Source organism: Staphylococcus sp. FSL W8-0056 (assembly GCF_037963075.1).
Lineage (GTDB): Bacteria > Bacillota > Bacilli > Staphylococcales > Staphylococcaceae > Staphylococcus > Staphylococcus aureus.
In genome coordinates, this window is sequence record NZ_CP150142.1 from 63,987 (window position 1) to 78,916 (window position 14,930).

Here is a 14,930-nt window from a genome sequence, read left to right on the forward strand (position 1 = left end):
TAAAAGTAAATATGCTTACTGAACAATTATCACAATTAAAGTCAGTAAGTAAGGATATAGTAATGTGCTATCCCATACTTATTAACAAAAAATCGTGCGTAAAGAATCCAGTACGCCATTTAACATCAATGTTAATACTGTATCGCTATAACGGGCGAACCCGTAGACACCTCATATTGGCATCAACACTCCAAGGCCATTTTCAAACACGCTTTCAAAATCTTCTCTCAGCTACTAAAGACTCTCTGTATAAGCAGGGTGTGTTTTACTTTCCTCTTTATTGTGTTTACGTTTCATTAAACTATTATAAGATATTAATTAGCTTACAGAGTAAAAAAAGATTTGTCAACAATTATTCAGAAAATTTTGATTTAAAAGTTAATTTGTTTGTGAAATTGTAATTGGTATCTTGAAGTTGAAAAATGAATTATTTTTTAAATAAAGTGTGGTTAATGGTTGTCTGACTCATTTAGAATACATAAAATATATTTAACTGTTGTTATCAAATAAAAAGTGATGTGAGTGAATTGTCAAAAAGTGAAGATCAACGTATTACTAAAACAAAAGATGAACAAATTAAGCAAATAGATATATCGGATATCAAACCGAATCCGTATCAGCCCCGAAAAACTTTCGATGAAAATCATTTAAATGATTTGGCAGATTCAATTAAGCAATATGGAATTTTGCAACCAATTGTGCTTAGAAAAACAGTTCAAGGTTATTACATTGTAGTTGGTGAAAGAAGGTTTAGAGCTTCGAAAATTGCTGGTCTAAAATACGTATCAGCGATTATCAAAGATGTAACAGATGAAGATATGATGGAACTGGCGGTCATCGAAAATTTACAACGAGAAGACTTAAATGCGATTGAAGAAGCTGAAAGTTATCAACGTTTGATGACAGATTTGAAAATTACACAACAAGAAGTAGCGAAGCGATTGAGTAAGTCGCGCCCGTATATAGCGAATATGTTGAGGTTATTACATTTGCCGAAAAAGATTGCTGACATGGTAAAAGATGGGCGACTGACAAGTGCACATGGACGAACGTTATTGGCAATTAAAGATGAACAACAAATGCTTAGGTTAGCGAAACGGGTTGTTAAAGAAAAGTGGAGTGTTAGATATTTAGAAAACCATGTTAATGAATTAAAAAATGTTTCGTCAAAGTCGGAAACAGACAAAGTAGATATAACTAAGCCTAAATTTATAAAGCAACAAGAACGACAGTTGCGAGAACAGTATGGTACCAAAGTAGATATATCAATAAAAAAATCGGTTGGTAAAATCTCATTTGAGTTTGATTCACAAGATGACTTTGTGAGAATAATTGAACAATTAAATCGTAGGTATGGTAAATAGTTACACAATTTTATATAATAACTCTTTGTGAATCTATAGATATATTGATAGTTATCTATATTCTTTGAAGATGATGCGACTTCAGTAGGTTGGAAGAATACAACAATATTAATAAAATTATTTGAGACTATATAGAAGGGAGTAACGCTAATTATGGATCAAGTTATGAGTATTATTTCATCGCTATTCGAACCATTAACTAAAATTGAAACATATGAAAATATTGCAACTAAAATCGCTATGATTGTTATTTATATTATCGTAGCCCTCATAGTTATTAAAATACTGAATAAAATGATTGAACAGGGATTTAAGATTCAAAATAAAAGTAAAAAGAGTAACAAAAAGCGCTCTAAAACTTTAATATCTCTTGTTCAAAATGTAGTGAAGTATATCGTTTGGTTTATAGTTATTACGACGATTTTAAGTAAATTTGGCATTAGTGTTGAAGGTGTTATTGCAAGTGCTGGTGTCGTAGGTTTAGCAGTAGGTTTTGGTGCGCAGACCATTGTTAAAGACGTTATTACTGGATTTTTCATTATATTTGAAAGCCAATTTGATGTAGGTGATTATGTTAAGATAAACAACGGTGGTACAACTGTAGCAGAGGGAACAGTTAAATCAATTGGACTCCGTTCAACACGTATTAATACAATATCTGGAGAACTTACAATCTTGCCAAATAGTAGCATGGGTGAAATAACGAATTACTCAATTACGAATGGAACAGCAATTGTTAAAATTCCAGTATCTGTAGATGAAAATATTGATAATGTTGAGAAGAAATTAAACAAATTATTTACATCTCTGCGTAGTAAATATTATTTATTTGTAAGTGATCCTGTTGTGATTGGTATTGATGCCTTTGAAGATACTAGAGTAATATTAAGGGTTTCAGCAGAAACAATACCAGGTGAAGGTTTCTCTGGTGCGCGTATTATTCGTAAAGAAGTACAAAAAATGTTTTTACAAGAAGGTATCAAGACACCACAACCAATAATGACACCTTTTAATCATAGTGAAAACGGTGTTTAGTAGTTTATAATACATGGAGGTCATATTTAATGGCGTCAAAATATGGAATAAATGATATAGTAGAAATGAAAAAACAACATGCGTGTGGAACCAATCGTTTTAAAATTATTAGAATGGGTGCTGACATTAGAATTAAGTGTGAAAATTGTCAACGAAGCATTATGATTCCACGTCAAACGTTTGATAAAAAACTAAAAAAAATCATCGTATCTCAGGATGATACACAAAGATAGGAGAATGATTCATGGCTTTAACAGCAGGTATCGTTGGCTTACCAAACGTTGGTAAATCAACATTATTTAATGCAATTACAAAGGCGGGTGCCTTGGCAGCAAACTATCCGTTCGCAACTATAGACCCAAATGTGGGTATTGTAGAAGTGCCAGATGCAAGACTACTTAAATTAGAAGAAATGGTTCAACCTAAAAAAACATTACCTACTACATTTGAATTTACAGATATTGCCGGAATTGTTAAAGGTGCTTCTAAAGGTGAAGGTTTAGGTAATAAATTCTTATCACATATTAGAGAAGTAGATGCAATTTGTCAGGTTGTTCGTGCTTTTGACGATGATAATGTAACACATGTAGCTGGTCGAGTTGATCCAATTGATGACATCGAAGTTATCAATATGGAATTAGTACTTGCAGACTTAGAATCAGTTGAAAAACGCTTACCTAGAATTGAAAAATTGGCACGTCAAAAAGATAAGACTGCTGAAATGGAAGTGCGTATTTTAACAACTATTAAAGAAGCTTTAGAAAATGGTAAACCCGCTCGTAGTATTGACTTTAATGAAGAAGACCAAAAATGGGTGAATCAAGCGCAATTACTGACTTCTAAAAAAATGCTTTATATCGCTAATGTTGGTGAAGATGAAATTGGTGATGATGATAATGATAAAGTAAAAGCGATTCGTGAATATGCAGCGCAAGAAGACTCTGAAGTGATTGTTATTAGTGCAAAAATTGAAGAAGAAATTGCTACATTAGATGATGAAGATAAAGAAATGTTCTTAGAAGATTTAGGTATCGAAGAACCAGGATTAGATCGATTAATTAGAACAACTTATGAATTATTAGGATTATCAACATATTTTACTGCTGGTGTGCAAGAAGTACGTGCTTGGACATTTAAACAAGGTATGACTGCACCTCAATGTGCTGGTATCATTCATACTGATTTTGAACGTGGATTTATCCGTGCCGAAGTAACAAGTTATGATGACTATGTACAATATGGCGGCGAAAGTGGCGCTAAAGAAGCGGGCAGACAACGATTAGAAGGTAAAGAATATATTATGCAAGATGGCGATATCGTTCATTTCAGGTTTAATGTATAAACGATAGAGTGAAGTTAATTAAATAGTATATATGTAGAAGAGGCGGAATCAATTGTTCGCCTCTTTTAATTATGCGTATAATTTATTAAAAGAATGGAATGATTTTACTCGCGTAAATAATATCTTGAGTGCTGAAAAATTGTTTGCCTTCGCCAGTATAAGCAGGCTCTAAAACAAGATTAGCCTTTGCACAATAAAGCCATTCAGGATGAATGCCACTATTAAGTATCTCTTGGAATTCTTGAAAATCTTTAGACCAATCAATATTTAAATTCATTCCTTACCACCTCACAACCATTATAGAACATGCGTTCGCTTTTGTGAAGTGTATTTTTAAAAATATCATAGAAAATTTCAAATGAATTAATGTCAAAAATGATATGAAGAGTAGTTTGAATTATTATTGTAAAAAGTAATGGCGCATGATATAATTCTTTATTGTGAGTAATGAAAATTATTCCTTGCTTATCTGTTTTAAGATTGATAAGCCGTATAGACCACAAGGAGGTGCAAATATAAAATGAGAACATATGAAGTTATGTACATCGTACGCCCAAACATTGAGGAAGATGCTAAAAAAGCGTTAGTTGAACGTTTCAACGGTATCTTAGCTACTGAAGGTGCAGAAGTTTTAGAAGCAAAAGACTGGGGTAAACGTCGCCTAGCTTATGAAATCAATGATTTCAAAGATGGCTTCTACAACATCGTACGTGTTAAATCTGATAACAACAAAGCTACTGACGAATTCCAACGTCTAGCTAAAATCAGTGACGATATCATTCGTTACATGGTTATTCGTGAAGACGAAGACAAGTAATAATTAGAGGGGGCGTTTAAATGCTAAATAGAGTTGTATTAGTAGGTCGTTTAACGAAAGATCCGGAATACAGAACCACTCCCTCAGGTGTGAGTGTAGCGACATTCACTCTTGCAGTAAATCGTACGTTCACGAATGCTCAAGGGGAGCGCGAAGCAGATTTTATTAACTGTGTTGTTTTTAGAAGACAAGCAGATAATGTAAATAACTATTTATCTAAAGGTAGTTTAGCTGGTGTAGATGGTCGCTTACAATCCCGTAATTATGAAAATCAAGAAGGTCGTCGTGTGTTTGTTACTGAAGTTGTGTGTGATAGCGTTCAATTCCTTGAACCTAAAAATGCGCAACAAAATGGTGGCCAACGTCAACAAAATGAATTCCAAGATTACGGTCAAGGATTCGGTGGTCAACAATCAGGACAAAACAATTCGTACAATAATTCATCAAACACGAAACAATCTGATAATCCATTTGCAAATGCAAACGGACCGATTGATATAAGTGATGATGACTTACCATTCTAATAAAAATTAACGAAATTAAAGCGAAAAAATTATCAAAGGAGGCACACAATCATGGCAGGTGGACCAAGAAGAGGCGGACGTCGTCGTAAAAAAGTATGCTATTTCACAGCAAATGGTATTACACATATCGACTACAAAGACACTGAATTATTAAAACGTTTTATCTCAGAACGCGGTAAAATTTTACCACGTCGTGTAACTGGTACTTCAGCTAAATATCAACGTATGTTGACTACAGCTATCAAACGTTCTCGTCATATGGCATTATTACCATATGTTAAAGAAGAACAATAATATTTAATATATTATAACCCTCGTAGGCATAGGCTTATGGGGGATTTTTTTATGTTTGGGATATAGAAAAGGGACAGAAAAGGGCAAAAAAGGATGATGTGAATGTTTTGTGTTCGGAATTTGCACAAAGATATGTTTATATTGCAAAAATAATATGAATTTAGATGCATAAAAAAAGAACTACGCATTTTAAATAAAATGCATAGCTCTTCTTTTTCTTGCATACGAATTAAAATAACTCGCGAGACCTATAAGTCTCTTTCCTCACTAGATAGTTTATACTTTTGGTCTGTTGAAGTCAATAATTTTATCTAAAGCTATAAAAAATCTTTTGATAGCTAATGCATTATTATAATAGCTTTCGTTTCTTTTATATCGCTTTTGAAGTTGGTCCAAATCGTGATATCTTGCTTGGATAATTGCATTACTACAAACTTGATTATGTAATTCTAGCGTAGCGAAAGTATCTATGAAATTTTTTATTCCGAACATGTTTCTAGATATGCCTATATTATTCCCTTTTTCAAATAAATATTGAGGAGATCTACTGTCATAATTTAGATTTGCTATGATGGGTTGGTTATGAGCTGATTTGTTTCTTATATTTTTAACTAAAGGCATTAAAATATTAGCAACTCTCAATTCTTCGTCATTGTACTTCTTGTAATAGAAGTTGAGAAACGAAACGAATTGACCTAGTTGCATGAATTCAATGCAAACCCATGCGGGTGGATTTTGATAGTATTTATTCAACTTCTCGGGTAGTTGTCCTCGTTTATTCATATGCTTGAATATTTCGTTTTTATTTTTGATTTTGGTTTCCATAACTTCTTCTGGTGTTCTTGAATTTGTGTCAAAATTTGAATTGCTATATGATTTATCAATACATAAGAACTCATCTATTATTTTATAACCATCTTCTTGGTTATTTTCTGTTATTAGTTTTAAGACTAGACACTTTAAACTATGTTCAATATCTAAAGTTAAATGCAACATTGTGTATCTTAATTTCATATCTATAGTTGCTAAATCTGATAAATAAGCAAATTCTATGAAATAGCCGCCATTCTTTTTTTCGAAATTTTTTCGGAAATAAGCTAGTTTGAAGAAGTAATTATTTTTTCTAAGAATTTCATTTGCTTTTTCGGTGTCAATAATATTAAAAAATATATTCATCTGTTTTAATTTCGCTATTTGCTCATCAAAATTGAGCATAGGCTTAATTTCTGCTAGTATATCATCTTTTTCCAATTTTAACTCCCCAATCGTTCAAATTTATTCATCATATCTTTCGCCATCTGATTAGTAACATGTGTGTATATCTCTAGATTTTTTATAATCTGAATGACCTACATGCTCTTGCATTGCTTTTAAGTTAATTCCTAATTGAGCAAGTGTAGATATATGCGAATGATGTAATGTATGCGTCGTTACAGGTTTCTTAATAGAACTAATCTCAGTTGTCTCTTTGATAGTGCCCCCTTTAATAATGTTGCTAATTTTGTTCGAGTCGATAGGGCCACCAGCTGCATTTGTGAATATGTACCCTATATTAATAAACTTATCATTACAAGCATAAGTGTTCTTAGTAAGTCGATGCTATGGATAGTGAGGCCTATAGCCCTATAGCTGTTACTTGTTCTAGTTGTCTCTTTTACTCCGGATGCTCCCGTCATTTTTCAGTTATCCAATTAACTTTACCGTCGATATCTAGCGTTTTATCTTCATAGTTTATATTTACTCTCTTTATTGCAAGTAGCTCACCGATACGCATGTCATTAGCAATTTGAAACTGTACCATAGCTTTTACCATTTTATAATTACGTTTTGTCGTTGGATATTTTTATACTTAATTACATAGTCGAAACAATCCAGTAACTCCTTAACTTCATTATCTTCTAATGTGTTACTATGTTTAGCTAGTAACGCATCACTATAGGGATATCTATTTTATCTATTACACATATAACTTTGAATTGCTTGCTATTTTAAATTAACAAATTTTATTCTCTTAGATTTTGTCCAATTATGTGTAGACGATTTATAGTTATTAAATTCAGAGTGGTAGCAAATTAAAGTTAATCAAGAGTTAAGATGAATTTAATTCATGAACACGTCTATTATTTTTATAATTGTAGCAAATAAAGCTTTACATCAAGGAGGTAATTAAATATGTTCAAAAAATATGACTCAAAAAATTCAATCGTATTAAAATCTATTCTATCGCTAGGTATCATCTATGGGGGAACATTTGGAATATATCCAAAAGCAGACGCGTCAACACAAAATTCCTCAAGTGTACAAGATAAACAATTACAAAAAGTTGAAGAAGTACCAAATAATTCAGAAAAAGCTTTGGTTAAAAAACTTTACGATAGATACAGCAAGGATACAATAAATGGAAAATCTAATAAATCTAGGAATTGGGTTTATTCAGAGAGACCTTTAAATGAAAACCAAGTTCGTATACATTTAGAAGGAACATACACAGTTGCTGATAGAGTATATACACCTAAGAGAAATATTACTCTTAATAAAGAAGTTGTCACTTTAAAGGAATTGGATCATATCATAAGATTTGCTCATATTTCTTATGGCTTATATATGGGAGAACATTTGCCTAAAGGTAACATCGTCATAAATACAAAAGATGGCGGTAAATATACATTAGAGTCGCATAAAGAGCTACAAAAAGATAGGGAAAATGTAAAAATTAATACAGCCGATATAAAAAATGTAACTTTCAAACTTGTGAAAAGTGTTAATGACATTGAACAAGTTTGAAATTAAGTTGAATTAGTATATACAGTGTTTTATTGCTAATACTTTGAAAGTTAGGTATCTAAAGGTGCCTAGCTTTCTTTGTTATGATTAGCACTATCATATAGAAAATTCTTTAATGACGTTTATGCCGAAATCTACAAATATAATTTCTCTTTTATGGTTAATCAATATGTTTTTACATTCGACAACCTTAAAATTAACTTCTTTCAATTCCATAATAAAGTCTCTATAAAATAACTTAGTTTAAAAACGATTCGTATCTTTCAGGTTCAAATACCATCATTTTCTCCTAATACTTACACTTTAATTACAATTATGTAAGTTGTTTTCAGAGGCATCCTATTTTATATTTTGTCAGAGGTGATCTTTTGAAAACGATTTTAAAAACAATAACATATCTTGCACTTACTATCATTGGCGCTTATGCTGCTTTATTCATTTTAAAAACAATAGACTCTCATGGTATAACAGATCAATTTAACCCATTAGTAAAGGAAGATGATTCTTATGTTAAAACGACAGAGGTGTCTACTAGAATGGATGATCAACTCCGAAGTTATACTCAAAGTGCTTTTAATAAAGAAGGGAAAGAGACGCAATTAATGTATACTGCTACATTTGATGTTAAACCGCATAGATACTTGAAAATTACACATAAAGGTCATCATGTAGAAACTTTTGAAGAAGTTGAAAAGGAAGAAGTACCAAAGAAAGCATTAGACAAACTGAGTCGATAATAGCATGCTTATATTACATGGTTCATTTATAAAAGGAGTACGAACGAAAGTAACGCATGACGATTAATTTAAAAATATTTGTAATAATTATGAATAAAATTAAAAACAAGGGGTAATACAATCTATATAGCATATAAGCTTTTGTTATGAGTTTCAAAAATAGGAAGAGAGAGTGATATTATGAAATTAAAATCATTAGCAGTGTTATCAATGTCAGCGGTGGTGCTTACTGCATGTGGCAATGATACTCCAAAAGATGAAACAAAATCAACAGAGTCAAATACTAATCAAGACACTAATACAACAAAAGATGTTATTGCTTTAAAAGATGTTAAAACAAGCCCAGAAGATGCTGTGAAAAAAGCTGAAGAAACATACAAAGGCCAAAAGTTGAAAGGAATTTCATTTGAAAATTCTAATGGTGAATGGGCTTATAAAGTGACGCAACAAAAATCTGGTGAAGAGTCAGAAGTACTTGTTGCTGATAAAAATAAAAAAGTGATTAACAAAAAGACTGAAAAAGAAGATACAGTGAATGAAAATGATAACTTTAAATATAGCGATGCTATAGATTACAAAAAAGCCATTAAAGAAGGACAAAAAGAATTTGATGGTGATATTAAAGAATGGTCACTTGAAAAAGATGATGGCAAACTTGTTTACAATATCGATTTGAAAAAAGGTAATAAAAAACAAGAAGTTACTGTTGATGCTAAGAACGGTAAAGTATTAAAGAGTGAGCAAGATCACTAAAAAGATTCGTTGCATTAACGCTTGTAAAATGTCTTAATTCATATTAATTAATAAAATACCCTCACAATACTTATGCATAAGTCCTGTTTGACGTGAAAGGATATATGCCAAACGTGTTGTGAGGGTTTAATTGCATCTATTTATCCATGCGAATATCGACTTCTTCTAAATGTTTCTGATATTCTTTAACCTTACTTTCTAAAAACATTTCATATGGTGCATCAAAGAAGTCAGCTAAATGCATGGCATCTTTAAATTTAGGTTCATGATGATGATTCTCCCATTCCCAAATTTGATGTGCTTCATATTTAGTACCATATTTCTCATTTAATTGCTGTGCTAATTCGTCAATTTCTAAATTATGTTTAGTTCGTAAGTTATATAAAATATGCATATTCATTGTTCATTAACCTCGCTTCTTGATTTAAAATTCAAAGATGCTCTAATAATATGTGTATATTCTAGTCCTATAACATAAAATAATCAAGCTATGAATTCGGCAGAAAAAATAATGTAAATGTATATGATATTGCCAGTACAGAGACTTTAAATAACGATAGCTACATTGAATAAAATTGATATTCAATTACTACTTTTAAAAATATTTGGATAAAAATAATTTGAATTTGTTTTAGAATTGTAAATAAGGGGTACTACTTAGAATAACGCAAAATAAATAGAAAAAGGAGACTGAAAATTATGTTTGGATTTATTGGAATGTTAATTGTCGGTGGCTTAATTGGATGGGCTGCTGGTGCTATTATGGGTAAAGATATCCCAGGTGGTATTTTAGGCAATATTATCGCAGGTATTATTGGATCATGGGTAGGTGGCAAACTATTCGGACAATGGGGTCCTGAATTAGGAAGTATTTACATCTTGCCAGCATTAATTGGTTCAATTATCTTAATTGCAATCGTAACGTTAATTTTAAGAGCTATGCGTAAATAATAAAAAAATTCAATTGGAAATTGAAATAAAGATGGCATTCAGTTGTCATCTTTTTTATTTGCGTGAAAATGGTCAATATGTATTATAATATTTGAAAATGTAGATAAGATAGGATAAAAAAGTAATAAATTAATATGAGGAAATTTTGGAAATAAAAAAGCGAGTATTTGACAAATAAAAAAAGGATGACGTTGGGTTGCGCCATCCAGGAGTATTATGTTCATGAATATAAAAGACTGTGTAGTCATTTAAGAACTACACCCATATAGTAACACATCACTTGATTAAAGACAATACTATTTTTAGAGTCATTAATTTAAAATATGAATTAATTCTTTTTTTAGAATAGAATATTAAGATTGATATCGAATTAGTAGTCAAAGTGTTATGGTAGATATGAAATACATAAGGTAAGGAGTAATATTATGACGATTTATTTAGTTAGACATGGCGAATCAAAATCGAATTATGATAATAAACATTTTCGATCTTATTTTTGTGGACAATTAGATGTGCCGTTAACGGATACTGGCACAAAAAGTGCAGACGATTTATGTGATTATTTTAAAGAGAAACAGATTAAACATGTATATGTTTCAGACTTATTAAGAACACAGCAAACGTTTGAACATATTTTTCCATATGACATTGCATCAACGACTACCCCTCTATTAAGAGAACGTTCACTTGGCGTATTTGAGGGTGAATATAAAGATGAAATCAGTGCGAATCCGAAATATGAAAAATATTTCAATGATCCAAACTTTAAAGACTTTCGTCATAGTTTTTCACAAAAAGCGCCTGAAGGAGAAAGTTATGAAGATGTATATCAACGCGTAGAACATTTTATGAATCATGTTGTCAATGAAGATACACAAAAAGATGATATTGTCATTGTTGCACATCAAGTTGTCATTCGTTGTTTGATGGTTTATTTTAACAAAGTTTCAAGGGAAGAAGCTGTGGATTTAAAGGTAGAAAATTGCAAACCATATATCATTGAATAGAAGTATAGAGGTTCTGAAAAGCTGTGTTTTATAGTGGCCTTCAGAACCTTTTTGGCATTTGGAATTTAATGGGAATCATTCTTATCAACAGACTTACCACCAATAGCTAATGTGATAATTGCGCTTATGAACAAAATAATTGAAGTTATAAATGACGCTAATGTAAAAGGTGTAAATTGTGTGAGCGATAATATCAATGATAAAAAGAACCAAGAGATAGCCCCTAGAAATTGTAAAATAGCAGAAGAAATTCTAAAACTCATATAATCATATATAGCTAAAACAAGTGAAGGTAATGCGACTAATACCATTAAAATGATGTTGAGGGTGAATAAATATGGCTGTTCAAAAGTTACTGTGTTTGGTCCTGTTGGATGCATTGCTGCTAAGAACAAGCAAACAATCGTCGATAAAATTGCTAAAATAATAAAAGTAATTCGAACTTTCATCATGACCATCCTTTGTTTATAGAGTCAATATAAGTATGAAATATGTTAGGGATATAGTCAAATGCGTCAACTAATGGGTGATTTTGGCATAGATAGAGAATTTAAGGCAATTAAAAAAGCATCAAACAGTAATATGCTGCTTGATGCAAAATGGTAAGGTATTGGTTAAATTGTATTGTCTCAAAGATTAGTCACTTTTAAAGATAAAGAATTGTCATGAATTAAAGCTCATGTAATGATGTGTTACATGTCGCAATGATGGCTTTCAGTTATTTATCGATAACATCACTCTTGATACCTTTAGATTTTAAGAAATCTTTAATTTTATCTTGTTGCTTTTTATTAACATCACCGGCATATTTTGTTGGCACGTCGACTACATTGATTTTATTTTGCGGTTGATAGCTAAGCTTTTCAATATCTTCATCAACATTGGCGATTGTACTATTTAAAGCTTTGAAGTAATTCATCATTAATTCAACGGGTTTCTTATATTCTTTAGGAATATTGTTTTCAGTGACAAATTTCTTGAAATGCAAATCGTTTTTAACAGCTAAGTTAGATAAGTGGCTAAGTGTTTCTGCTTGTTTTTCAGTCACTTTTGTTTGACTGTCAATTTGTTTATCTAGTTTATGTTGCATAATATATTTGTTATCAAGTATATCGCTATTTACAGACAAATACTTTTCTATAGCTTGCTTCATCTCTGCATCACTAATATCACTATTTTTCTTATCTGAGTTAAAGATATCTTTTGTTTCTAATTTTTTAGCGCTTTTAGGTGCATGGATGCCAGTACTTGTGTGATGATCTTCGTTATCAGATTGATCGGACGCGCAACCTGTAAGAATTAATGCAGATGCTAAAAATGTACTTAGTAGTAATCTCTTTTTCATAATGTAATATAACTCCTTAGTTTATCTTTAATTGAAAAAATATGTATTCATGTTTAATAGAGTAACATTGAATTAGTTTGGAATGTCACGATGACCTTGCAATGACCATAGACGCAAATGATTACGTGCATGAGTTGCTTTTTCTATCAATAATGCGTCGTTTTGAACAATGTTAAGGATAGCATTATCTATAAATAACTGCATAATTGGTTGTATCAATTTAGATGTAGGTATCGTACGTAAAAGCATAATGATTTCGTTCACATACTTTTCCTTCTCAATATCATTTTCATATTGATTTGTTTGCGAGAGGTACATACTTTAAGCATTATCGCACATCTCGTTGTATATATTAAGTTTATCATAACATGATTTTATGTCGGGATAAAAAAATAACAGCATCTTAACAAATGTAAGATACTGTCAGTGAAACTGTGAAAACTTTAGTTTCTGATAATATAGTCAAAGGCATTTAATGCTGCATTTGCACCAGCGCCCATTGAAATGATAATTTGTTTGTTCTTCTGATCTGTGACATCGCCAGCAGCAAATATTCCAGGTACGTTAGTATTATTGTTACGATCAATAACAATTTCACCACGTTCGTTTAATTCAACAGCATCTTTTAACCATGATGTGTTTGGAAGTAAACCAATTTGAACAAAGATACCATCTAAGTTAAGTAGATGTTCTTCGCCGGTGCTCATGTCTTCGTAACGTATACCTGTAACATGGTCTTCTCCGACAACTTCAGTAGTTTTGGCATTTGTTTTGATATCAACATTTGATAAAGAACGTAAACGATCTTGTAACACGTTGTCTGCTTTTAATTCGCTAGCGAATTCGAATAATGTAACATGATTAACGATACCAGCAAGGTCAATTGCTGCTTCAACCCCAGAGTTACCGCCACCGATAACTGCTACGTCTTTATTTTCGAATAGAGGTCCGTCACAGTGAGGGCAGAATGCAACACCTTTATTAATCAATTGCTCTTCACCTGGAATGTTTAGCTTACGCCAACCTGCACCAGTAGCAATAATGACTGTTTTACTTTCTAAGACAGCACCGTTTTCTAACGTAACTTTAATTGCTTCGTCAGTCTTTTCGATATCTGTAGCACGTATACCTGTCATTGCATCAATGTCATATTGATCAATGTGCGCTGCTAAGTTAGAAGAAAATTCAGAACCAGTTGTTTCTTTAACAGTAATGAAGTTCTCAATACCAGCAGTATCATTAACTTGGCCACCGATACGATCAGCAACTATACCAGTACGTAAACCTTTACGTGCTGTGTAAATCGCTGCACTACCACTAGCAGGACCACCACCAACGATTAAGACATCATAAGGTTCTTTATTTTCAAACTCAGATGCATCTGCCGTACTGCCTAGTTTCGAAAGAATATCTTGGATTGTCATACGACCATTGCCAAATTCTTCGCCGTTTAAAAAGACAGCAGGGACTGCCATGATGTTTTCAGATTCTTCACGGAACACTGCACCATCAATCATAGAATGCGTGATGTTAGGGTTGATCACACTCATTAAGTTAAGTGCTTGAACGACATCAGGACATTTTTGACACGTTAAACTAATGAATGTTTCAAAATGGAATGAACCTTCTAAGTTTTTAATTTGGTCAATAATTGACTGTTTTTCTTTAGGTGCACGACCACTAACCTGTAAAATTGCTAAAACAAGTGAGTTAAACTCGTGACCTAATGGAATTCCTGCAAATGTTACACCTGTTTCTTCGCCAGGACGGTTGACTGAGAAACTTGGTGTACGTTTTAAAGACTTTTCAGAAAGTGAAAGTCTAGGTGACATATCAGAAATTTCTGTTAATAATTCTTTGAGTTCCTTAGATTTTTCATCTGAACCAAGGCTGGCAACGAATTCAACGTTGCCCTCCATTAGTTCTAATAATTGTTTAAGTTGTTGTTTTAAATCAGCATTAAGCATGGTTGTAATG

Annotated in this window: 19 protein-coding genes, 2 pseudogenes and 1 other annotated feature (1 of these 22 only partly in view); of the genes and pseudogenes, 12 read left to right on the forward strand and 9 right to left on the reverse strand. The window is 31.9% G+C overall.

The window, feature by feature from the left end; translation table 11 throughout:
- Window positions 1–290 (reverse strand) — a binding site (T-box leader) (it extends 80 nt beyond the left edge of the window).
- A 228-nt stretch (window positions 291–518) separates the two neighbouring features.
- The 4 genes from NSS86_RS00325 (at window position 519) to ychF (ending at window position 3,741) form a co-directional block, all read left to right on the forward strand.
- Window positions 519–1,364, forward strand: coding sequence for a ParB/RepB/Spo0J family partition protein (locus NSS86_RS00325; protein WP_025175140.1), 846 nt, complete (start codon window positions 519–521; stop codon window positions 1,362–1,364).
- 153 nt (window positions 1,365–1,517) lie between these two features.
- Window positions 1,518–2,399 carry a mechanosensitive ion channel family protein gene (locus NSS86_RS00330; protein ID WP_000373073.1) on the forward strand — a complete coding sequence of 294 codons (882 nt, stop codon included), beginning with the start codon at window positions 1,518–1,520 and terminating at the stop codon, window positions 2,397–2,399.
- Window positions 2,400–2,428: 29 nt separating this feature from the next.
- Window positions 2,429–2,632: a DUF951 domain-containing protein gene (locus tag NSS86_RS00335; RefSeq protein WP_000157348.1), complete on the forward strand. Its 204-nt coding sequence runs from the start codon at window positions 2,429–2,431 to the stop codon at window positions 2,630–2,632.
- 11 nt (window positions 2,633–2,643) lie between these two features.
- A complete protein-coding gene (gene ychF / locus NSS86_RS00340) occupies window positions 2,644–3,741 on the forward strand; it encodes a redox-regulated ATPase YchF (protein ID WP_001218732.1) in 1,098 nt (365 codons plus the stop codon).
- 85 nt (window positions 3,742–3,826) lie between these two features.
- On the opposite strand, the gene NSS86_RS00345 is transcribed toward ychF, so the two are convergent.
- A complete protein-coding gene (locus NSS86_RS00345; RefSeq protein ID WP_001052484.1) occupies window positions 3,827–4,018 on the reverse strand; it encodes a hypothetical protein in 192 nt (63 codons plus the stop codon).
- Window positions 4,019–4,261: 243 nt separating this feature from the next.
- Here NSS86_RS00345 and rpsF point away from each other — a divergent pair, with 243 nt between their 5' ends.
- From rpsF to rpsR, 3 genes are read left to right on the forward strand one after another with little or no spacing between them, the layout of a single operon-like run.
- Window positions 4,262–4,558, forward strand: coding sequence for a 30S ribosomal protein S6 (gene rpsF, locus NSS86_RS00350; RefSeq protein WP_001261460.1), 297 nt, complete (start codon window positions 4,262–4,264; stop codon window positions 4,556–4,558).
- Window positions 4,559–4,578: 20 nt separating this feature from the next.
- Window positions 4,579–5,082, forward strand: a complete 504-nt coding sequence (gene ssb / locus NSS86_RS00355) for a single-stranded DNA-binding protein (protein WP_000934799.1) — start codon at window positions 4,579–4,581, stop codon at window positions 5,080–5,082.
- Window positions 5,083–5,133: 51 nt separating this feature from the next.
- Window positions 5,134–5,376, forward strand: coding sequence for a 30S ribosomal protein S18 (rpsR, locus tag NSS86_RS00360; RefSeq protein ID WP_000897044.1), 243 nt, complete (start codon window positions 5,134–5,136; stop codon window positions 5,374–5,376).
- A 276-nt stretch (window positions 5,377–5,652) separates the two neighbouring features.
- Here the strand turns inward: rpsR and NSS86_RS00365 are convergent, their stop codons facing one another.
- Together NSS86_RS00365 and NSS86_RS00370 are read right to left on the reverse strand one after the other, a co-directional pair.
- Window positions 5,653–6,591: an Abi family protein gene (locus tag NSS86_RS00365; protein ID WP_001817700.1), complete on the reverse strand. Its 939-nt coding sequence runs from the start codon at window positions 6,589–6,591 to the stop codon at window positions 5,653–5,655.
- Between the two features lie 38 nt (window positions 6,592–6,629).
- Window positions 6,630–7,343 (reverse strand): annotated as a pseudogene (locus tag NSS86_RS00370) (tyrosine-type recombinase/integrase); the annotation flags it as partial.
- Between the two features lie 205 nt (window positions 7,344–7,548).
- Here NSS86_RS00370 and selX point away from each other — a divergent pair.
- The 3 genes from selX (at window position 7,549) to NSS86_RS00385 (ending at window position 9,650) form a co-directional block, all read left to right on the forward strand.
- Window positions 7,549–8,160, forward strand: coding sequence for a staphylococcal enterotoxin-like toxin X (gene selX, locus NSS86_RS00375; RefSeq protein WP_000475325.1), 612 nt, complete (start codon window positions 7,549–7,551; stop codon window positions 8,158–8,160).
- 368 nt (window positions 8,161–8,528) lie between these two features.
- Entirely contained in the window at window positions 8,529–8,897 is a 369-nt protein-coding gene (locus tag NSS86_RS00380) for a YxeA family protein (protein ID WP_000849163.1), read from the forward strand.
- Window positions 8,898–9,077: 180 nt separating this feature from the next.
- Window positions 9,078–9,650 carry a PepSY domain-containing protein gene (locus tag NSS86_RS00385; protein ID WP_000769722.1) on the forward strand — a complete coding sequence of 191 codons (573 nt, stop codon included), beginning with the start codon at window positions 9,078–9,080 and terminating at the stop codon, window positions 9,648–9,650.
- 136 nt (window positions 9,651–9,786) lie between these two features.
- Here NSS86_RS00385 and NSS86_RS00390 read toward each other — a convergent pair whose 3' ends face one another.
- Window positions 9,787–10,050, reverse strand: coding sequence for a helix-turn-helix transcriptional regulator (locus tag NSS86_RS00390; protein ID WP_001055897.1), 264 nt, complete (start codon window positions 10,048–10,050; stop codon window positions 9,787–9,789).
- Between the two features lie 299 nt (window positions 10,051–10,349).
- On the opposite strand from NSS86_RS00390, the gene NSS86_RS00395 reads away from it, so the two are divergent.
- A complete protein-coding gene (locus NSS86_RS00395; protein ID WP_000466748.1) occupies window positions 10,350–10,601 on the forward strand; it encodes a GlsB/YeaQ/YmgE family stress response membrane protein in 252 nt (83 codons plus the stop codon).
- A 38-nt stretch (window positions 10,602–10,639) separates the two neighbouring features.
- On the opposite strand, the gene NSS86_RS00400 is transcribed toward NSS86_RS00395, so the two are convergent.
- On the reverse strand, window positions 10,640–10,849 hold the full coding sequence (locus NSS86_RS00400) for a hypothetical protein (RefSeq protein ID WP_000211677.1): 210 nt from the start codon (window positions 10,847–10,849) through the stop codon (window positions 10,640–10,642).
- 177 nt (window positions 10,850–11,026) lie between these two features.
- On the opposite strand from NSS86_RS00400, the gene NSS86_RS00405 reads away from it, so the two are divergent.
- Entirely contained in the window at window positions 11,027–11,608 is a 582-nt protein-coding gene (locus tag NSS86_RS00405; protein ID WP_000158375.1) for a histidine phosphatase family protein, read from the forward strand.
- A 65-nt stretch (window positions 11,609–11,673) separates the two neighbouring features.
- Here the strand turns inward: NSS86_RS00405 and NSS86_RS00410 are convergent, their stop codons facing one another.
- The 4 genes and pseudogenes from NSS86_RS00410 to ahpF all read right to left on the reverse strand — a co-directional run bounded on the left by NSS86_RS00410 (window position 11,674) and on the right by ahpF (window position 14,920).
- Complete coding sequence (locus NSS86_RS00410; protein ID WP_000868256.1) at window positions 11,674–12,057, reverse strand: hypothetical protein; 384 nt, start codon at window positions 12,055–12,057, stop codon at window positions 11,674–11,676.
- Window positions 12,058–12,326: 269 nt separating this feature from the next.
- Window positions 12,327–12,953, reverse strand: coding sequence for an NDxxF motif lipoprotein (locus NSS86_RS00415; RefSeq protein WP_000746679.1), 627 nt, complete (start codon window positions 12,951–12,953; stop codon window positions 12,327–12,329).
- 72 nt (window positions 12,954–13,025) lie between these two features.
- A pseudogene (locus NSS86_RS00420) lies at window positions 13,026–13,244 on the reverse strand (hypothetical protein); the annotation flags it as partial.
- A 152-nt stretch (window positions 13,245–13,396) separates the two neighbouring features.
- Window positions 13,397–14,920, reverse strand: coding sequence for an alkyl hydroperoxide reductase subunit F (gene ahpF, locus NSS86_RS00425; RefSeq protein WP_000930514.1), 1,524 nt, complete (start codon window positions 14,918–14,920; stop codon window positions 13,397–13,399).
- Between the last annotated feature and the right edge of the window lie 10 nt (window positions 14,921–14,930).

Excerpts from the sequence above, each read along its gene's own strand:
- NSS86_RS00395 (WP_000466748.1), top strand. The coding sequence starts at position 10,350 with ATGTTTGGATTTATTGGAATGTTAATTGTCGGTGGCTTAATTGGATGG.
- selX (WP_000475325.1), top strand. The coding sequence starts at position 7,549 with ATGTTCAAAAAATATGACTCAAAAAATTCAATCGTATTAAAATCTATT.
- rpsF (WP_001261460.1), top strand. The coding sequence starts at position 4,262 with ATGAGAACATATGAAGTTATGTACATCGTACGCCCAAACATTGAGGAA.
- NSS86_RS00345 (WP_001052484.1), bottom strand. The coding sequence starts at position 4,018 with ATGAATTTAAATATTGATTGGTCTAAAGATTTTCAAGAATTCCAAGAG.
- NSS86_RS00330 (WP_000373073.1), top strand. The coding sequence starts at position 1,518 with ATGGATCAAGTTATGAGTATTATTTCATCGCTATTCGAACCATTAACT.
- NSS86_RS00405 (WP_000158375.1), top strand. The coding sequence starts at position 11,027 with ATGACGATTTATTTAGTTAGACATGGCGAATCAAAATCGAATTATGAT.
- ychF (WP_001218732.1), top strand. The coding sequence starts at position 2,644 with ATGGCTTTAACAGCAGGTATCGTTGGCTTACCAAACGTTGGTAAATCA.
- NSS86_RS00400 (WP_000211677.1), bottom strand. The coding sequence starts at position 10,849 with ATGACTACACAGTCTTTTATATTCATGAACATAATACTCCTGGATGGC.
- NSS86_RS00415 (WP_000746679.1), bottom strand. The coding sequence starts at position 12,953 with ATGAAAAAGAGATTACTACTAAGTACATTTTTAGCATCTGCATTAATT.
- NSS86_RS00410 (WP_000868256.1), bottom strand. The coding sequence starts at position 12,057 with ATGAAAGTTCGAATTACTTTTATTATTTTAGCAATTTTATCGACGATT.
- ssb (WP_000934799.1), top strand. The coding sequence starts at position 4,579 with ATGCTAAATAGAGTTGTATTAGTAGGTCGTTTAACGAAAGATCCGGAA.
- NSS86_RS00390 (WP_001055897.1), bottom strand. The coding sequence starts at position 10,050 with ATGAATATGCATATTTTATATAACTTACGAACTAAACATAATTTAGAA.
- ahpF (WP_000930514.1), bottom strand. The coding sequence starts at position 14,920 with ATGCTTAATGCTGATTTAAAACAACAACTTAAACAATTATTAGAACTA.
- NSS86_RS00365 (WP_001817700.1), bottom strand. The coding sequence starts at position 6,591 with ATGCTCAATTTTGATGAGCAAATAGCGAAATTAAAACAGATGAATATA.
- NSS86_RS00385 (WP_000769722.1), top strand. The coding sequence starts at position 9,078 with ATGAAATTAAAATCATTAGCAGTGTTATCAATGTCAGCGGTGGTGCTT.
- NSS86_RS00335 (WP_000157348.1), top strand. The coding sequence starts at position 2,429 with ATGGCGTCAAAATATGGAATAAATGATATAGTAGAAATGAAAAAACAA.
- rpsR (WP_000897044.1), top strand. The coding sequence starts at position 5,134 with ATGGCAGGTGGACCAAGAAGAGGCGGACGTCGTCGTAAAAAAGTATGC.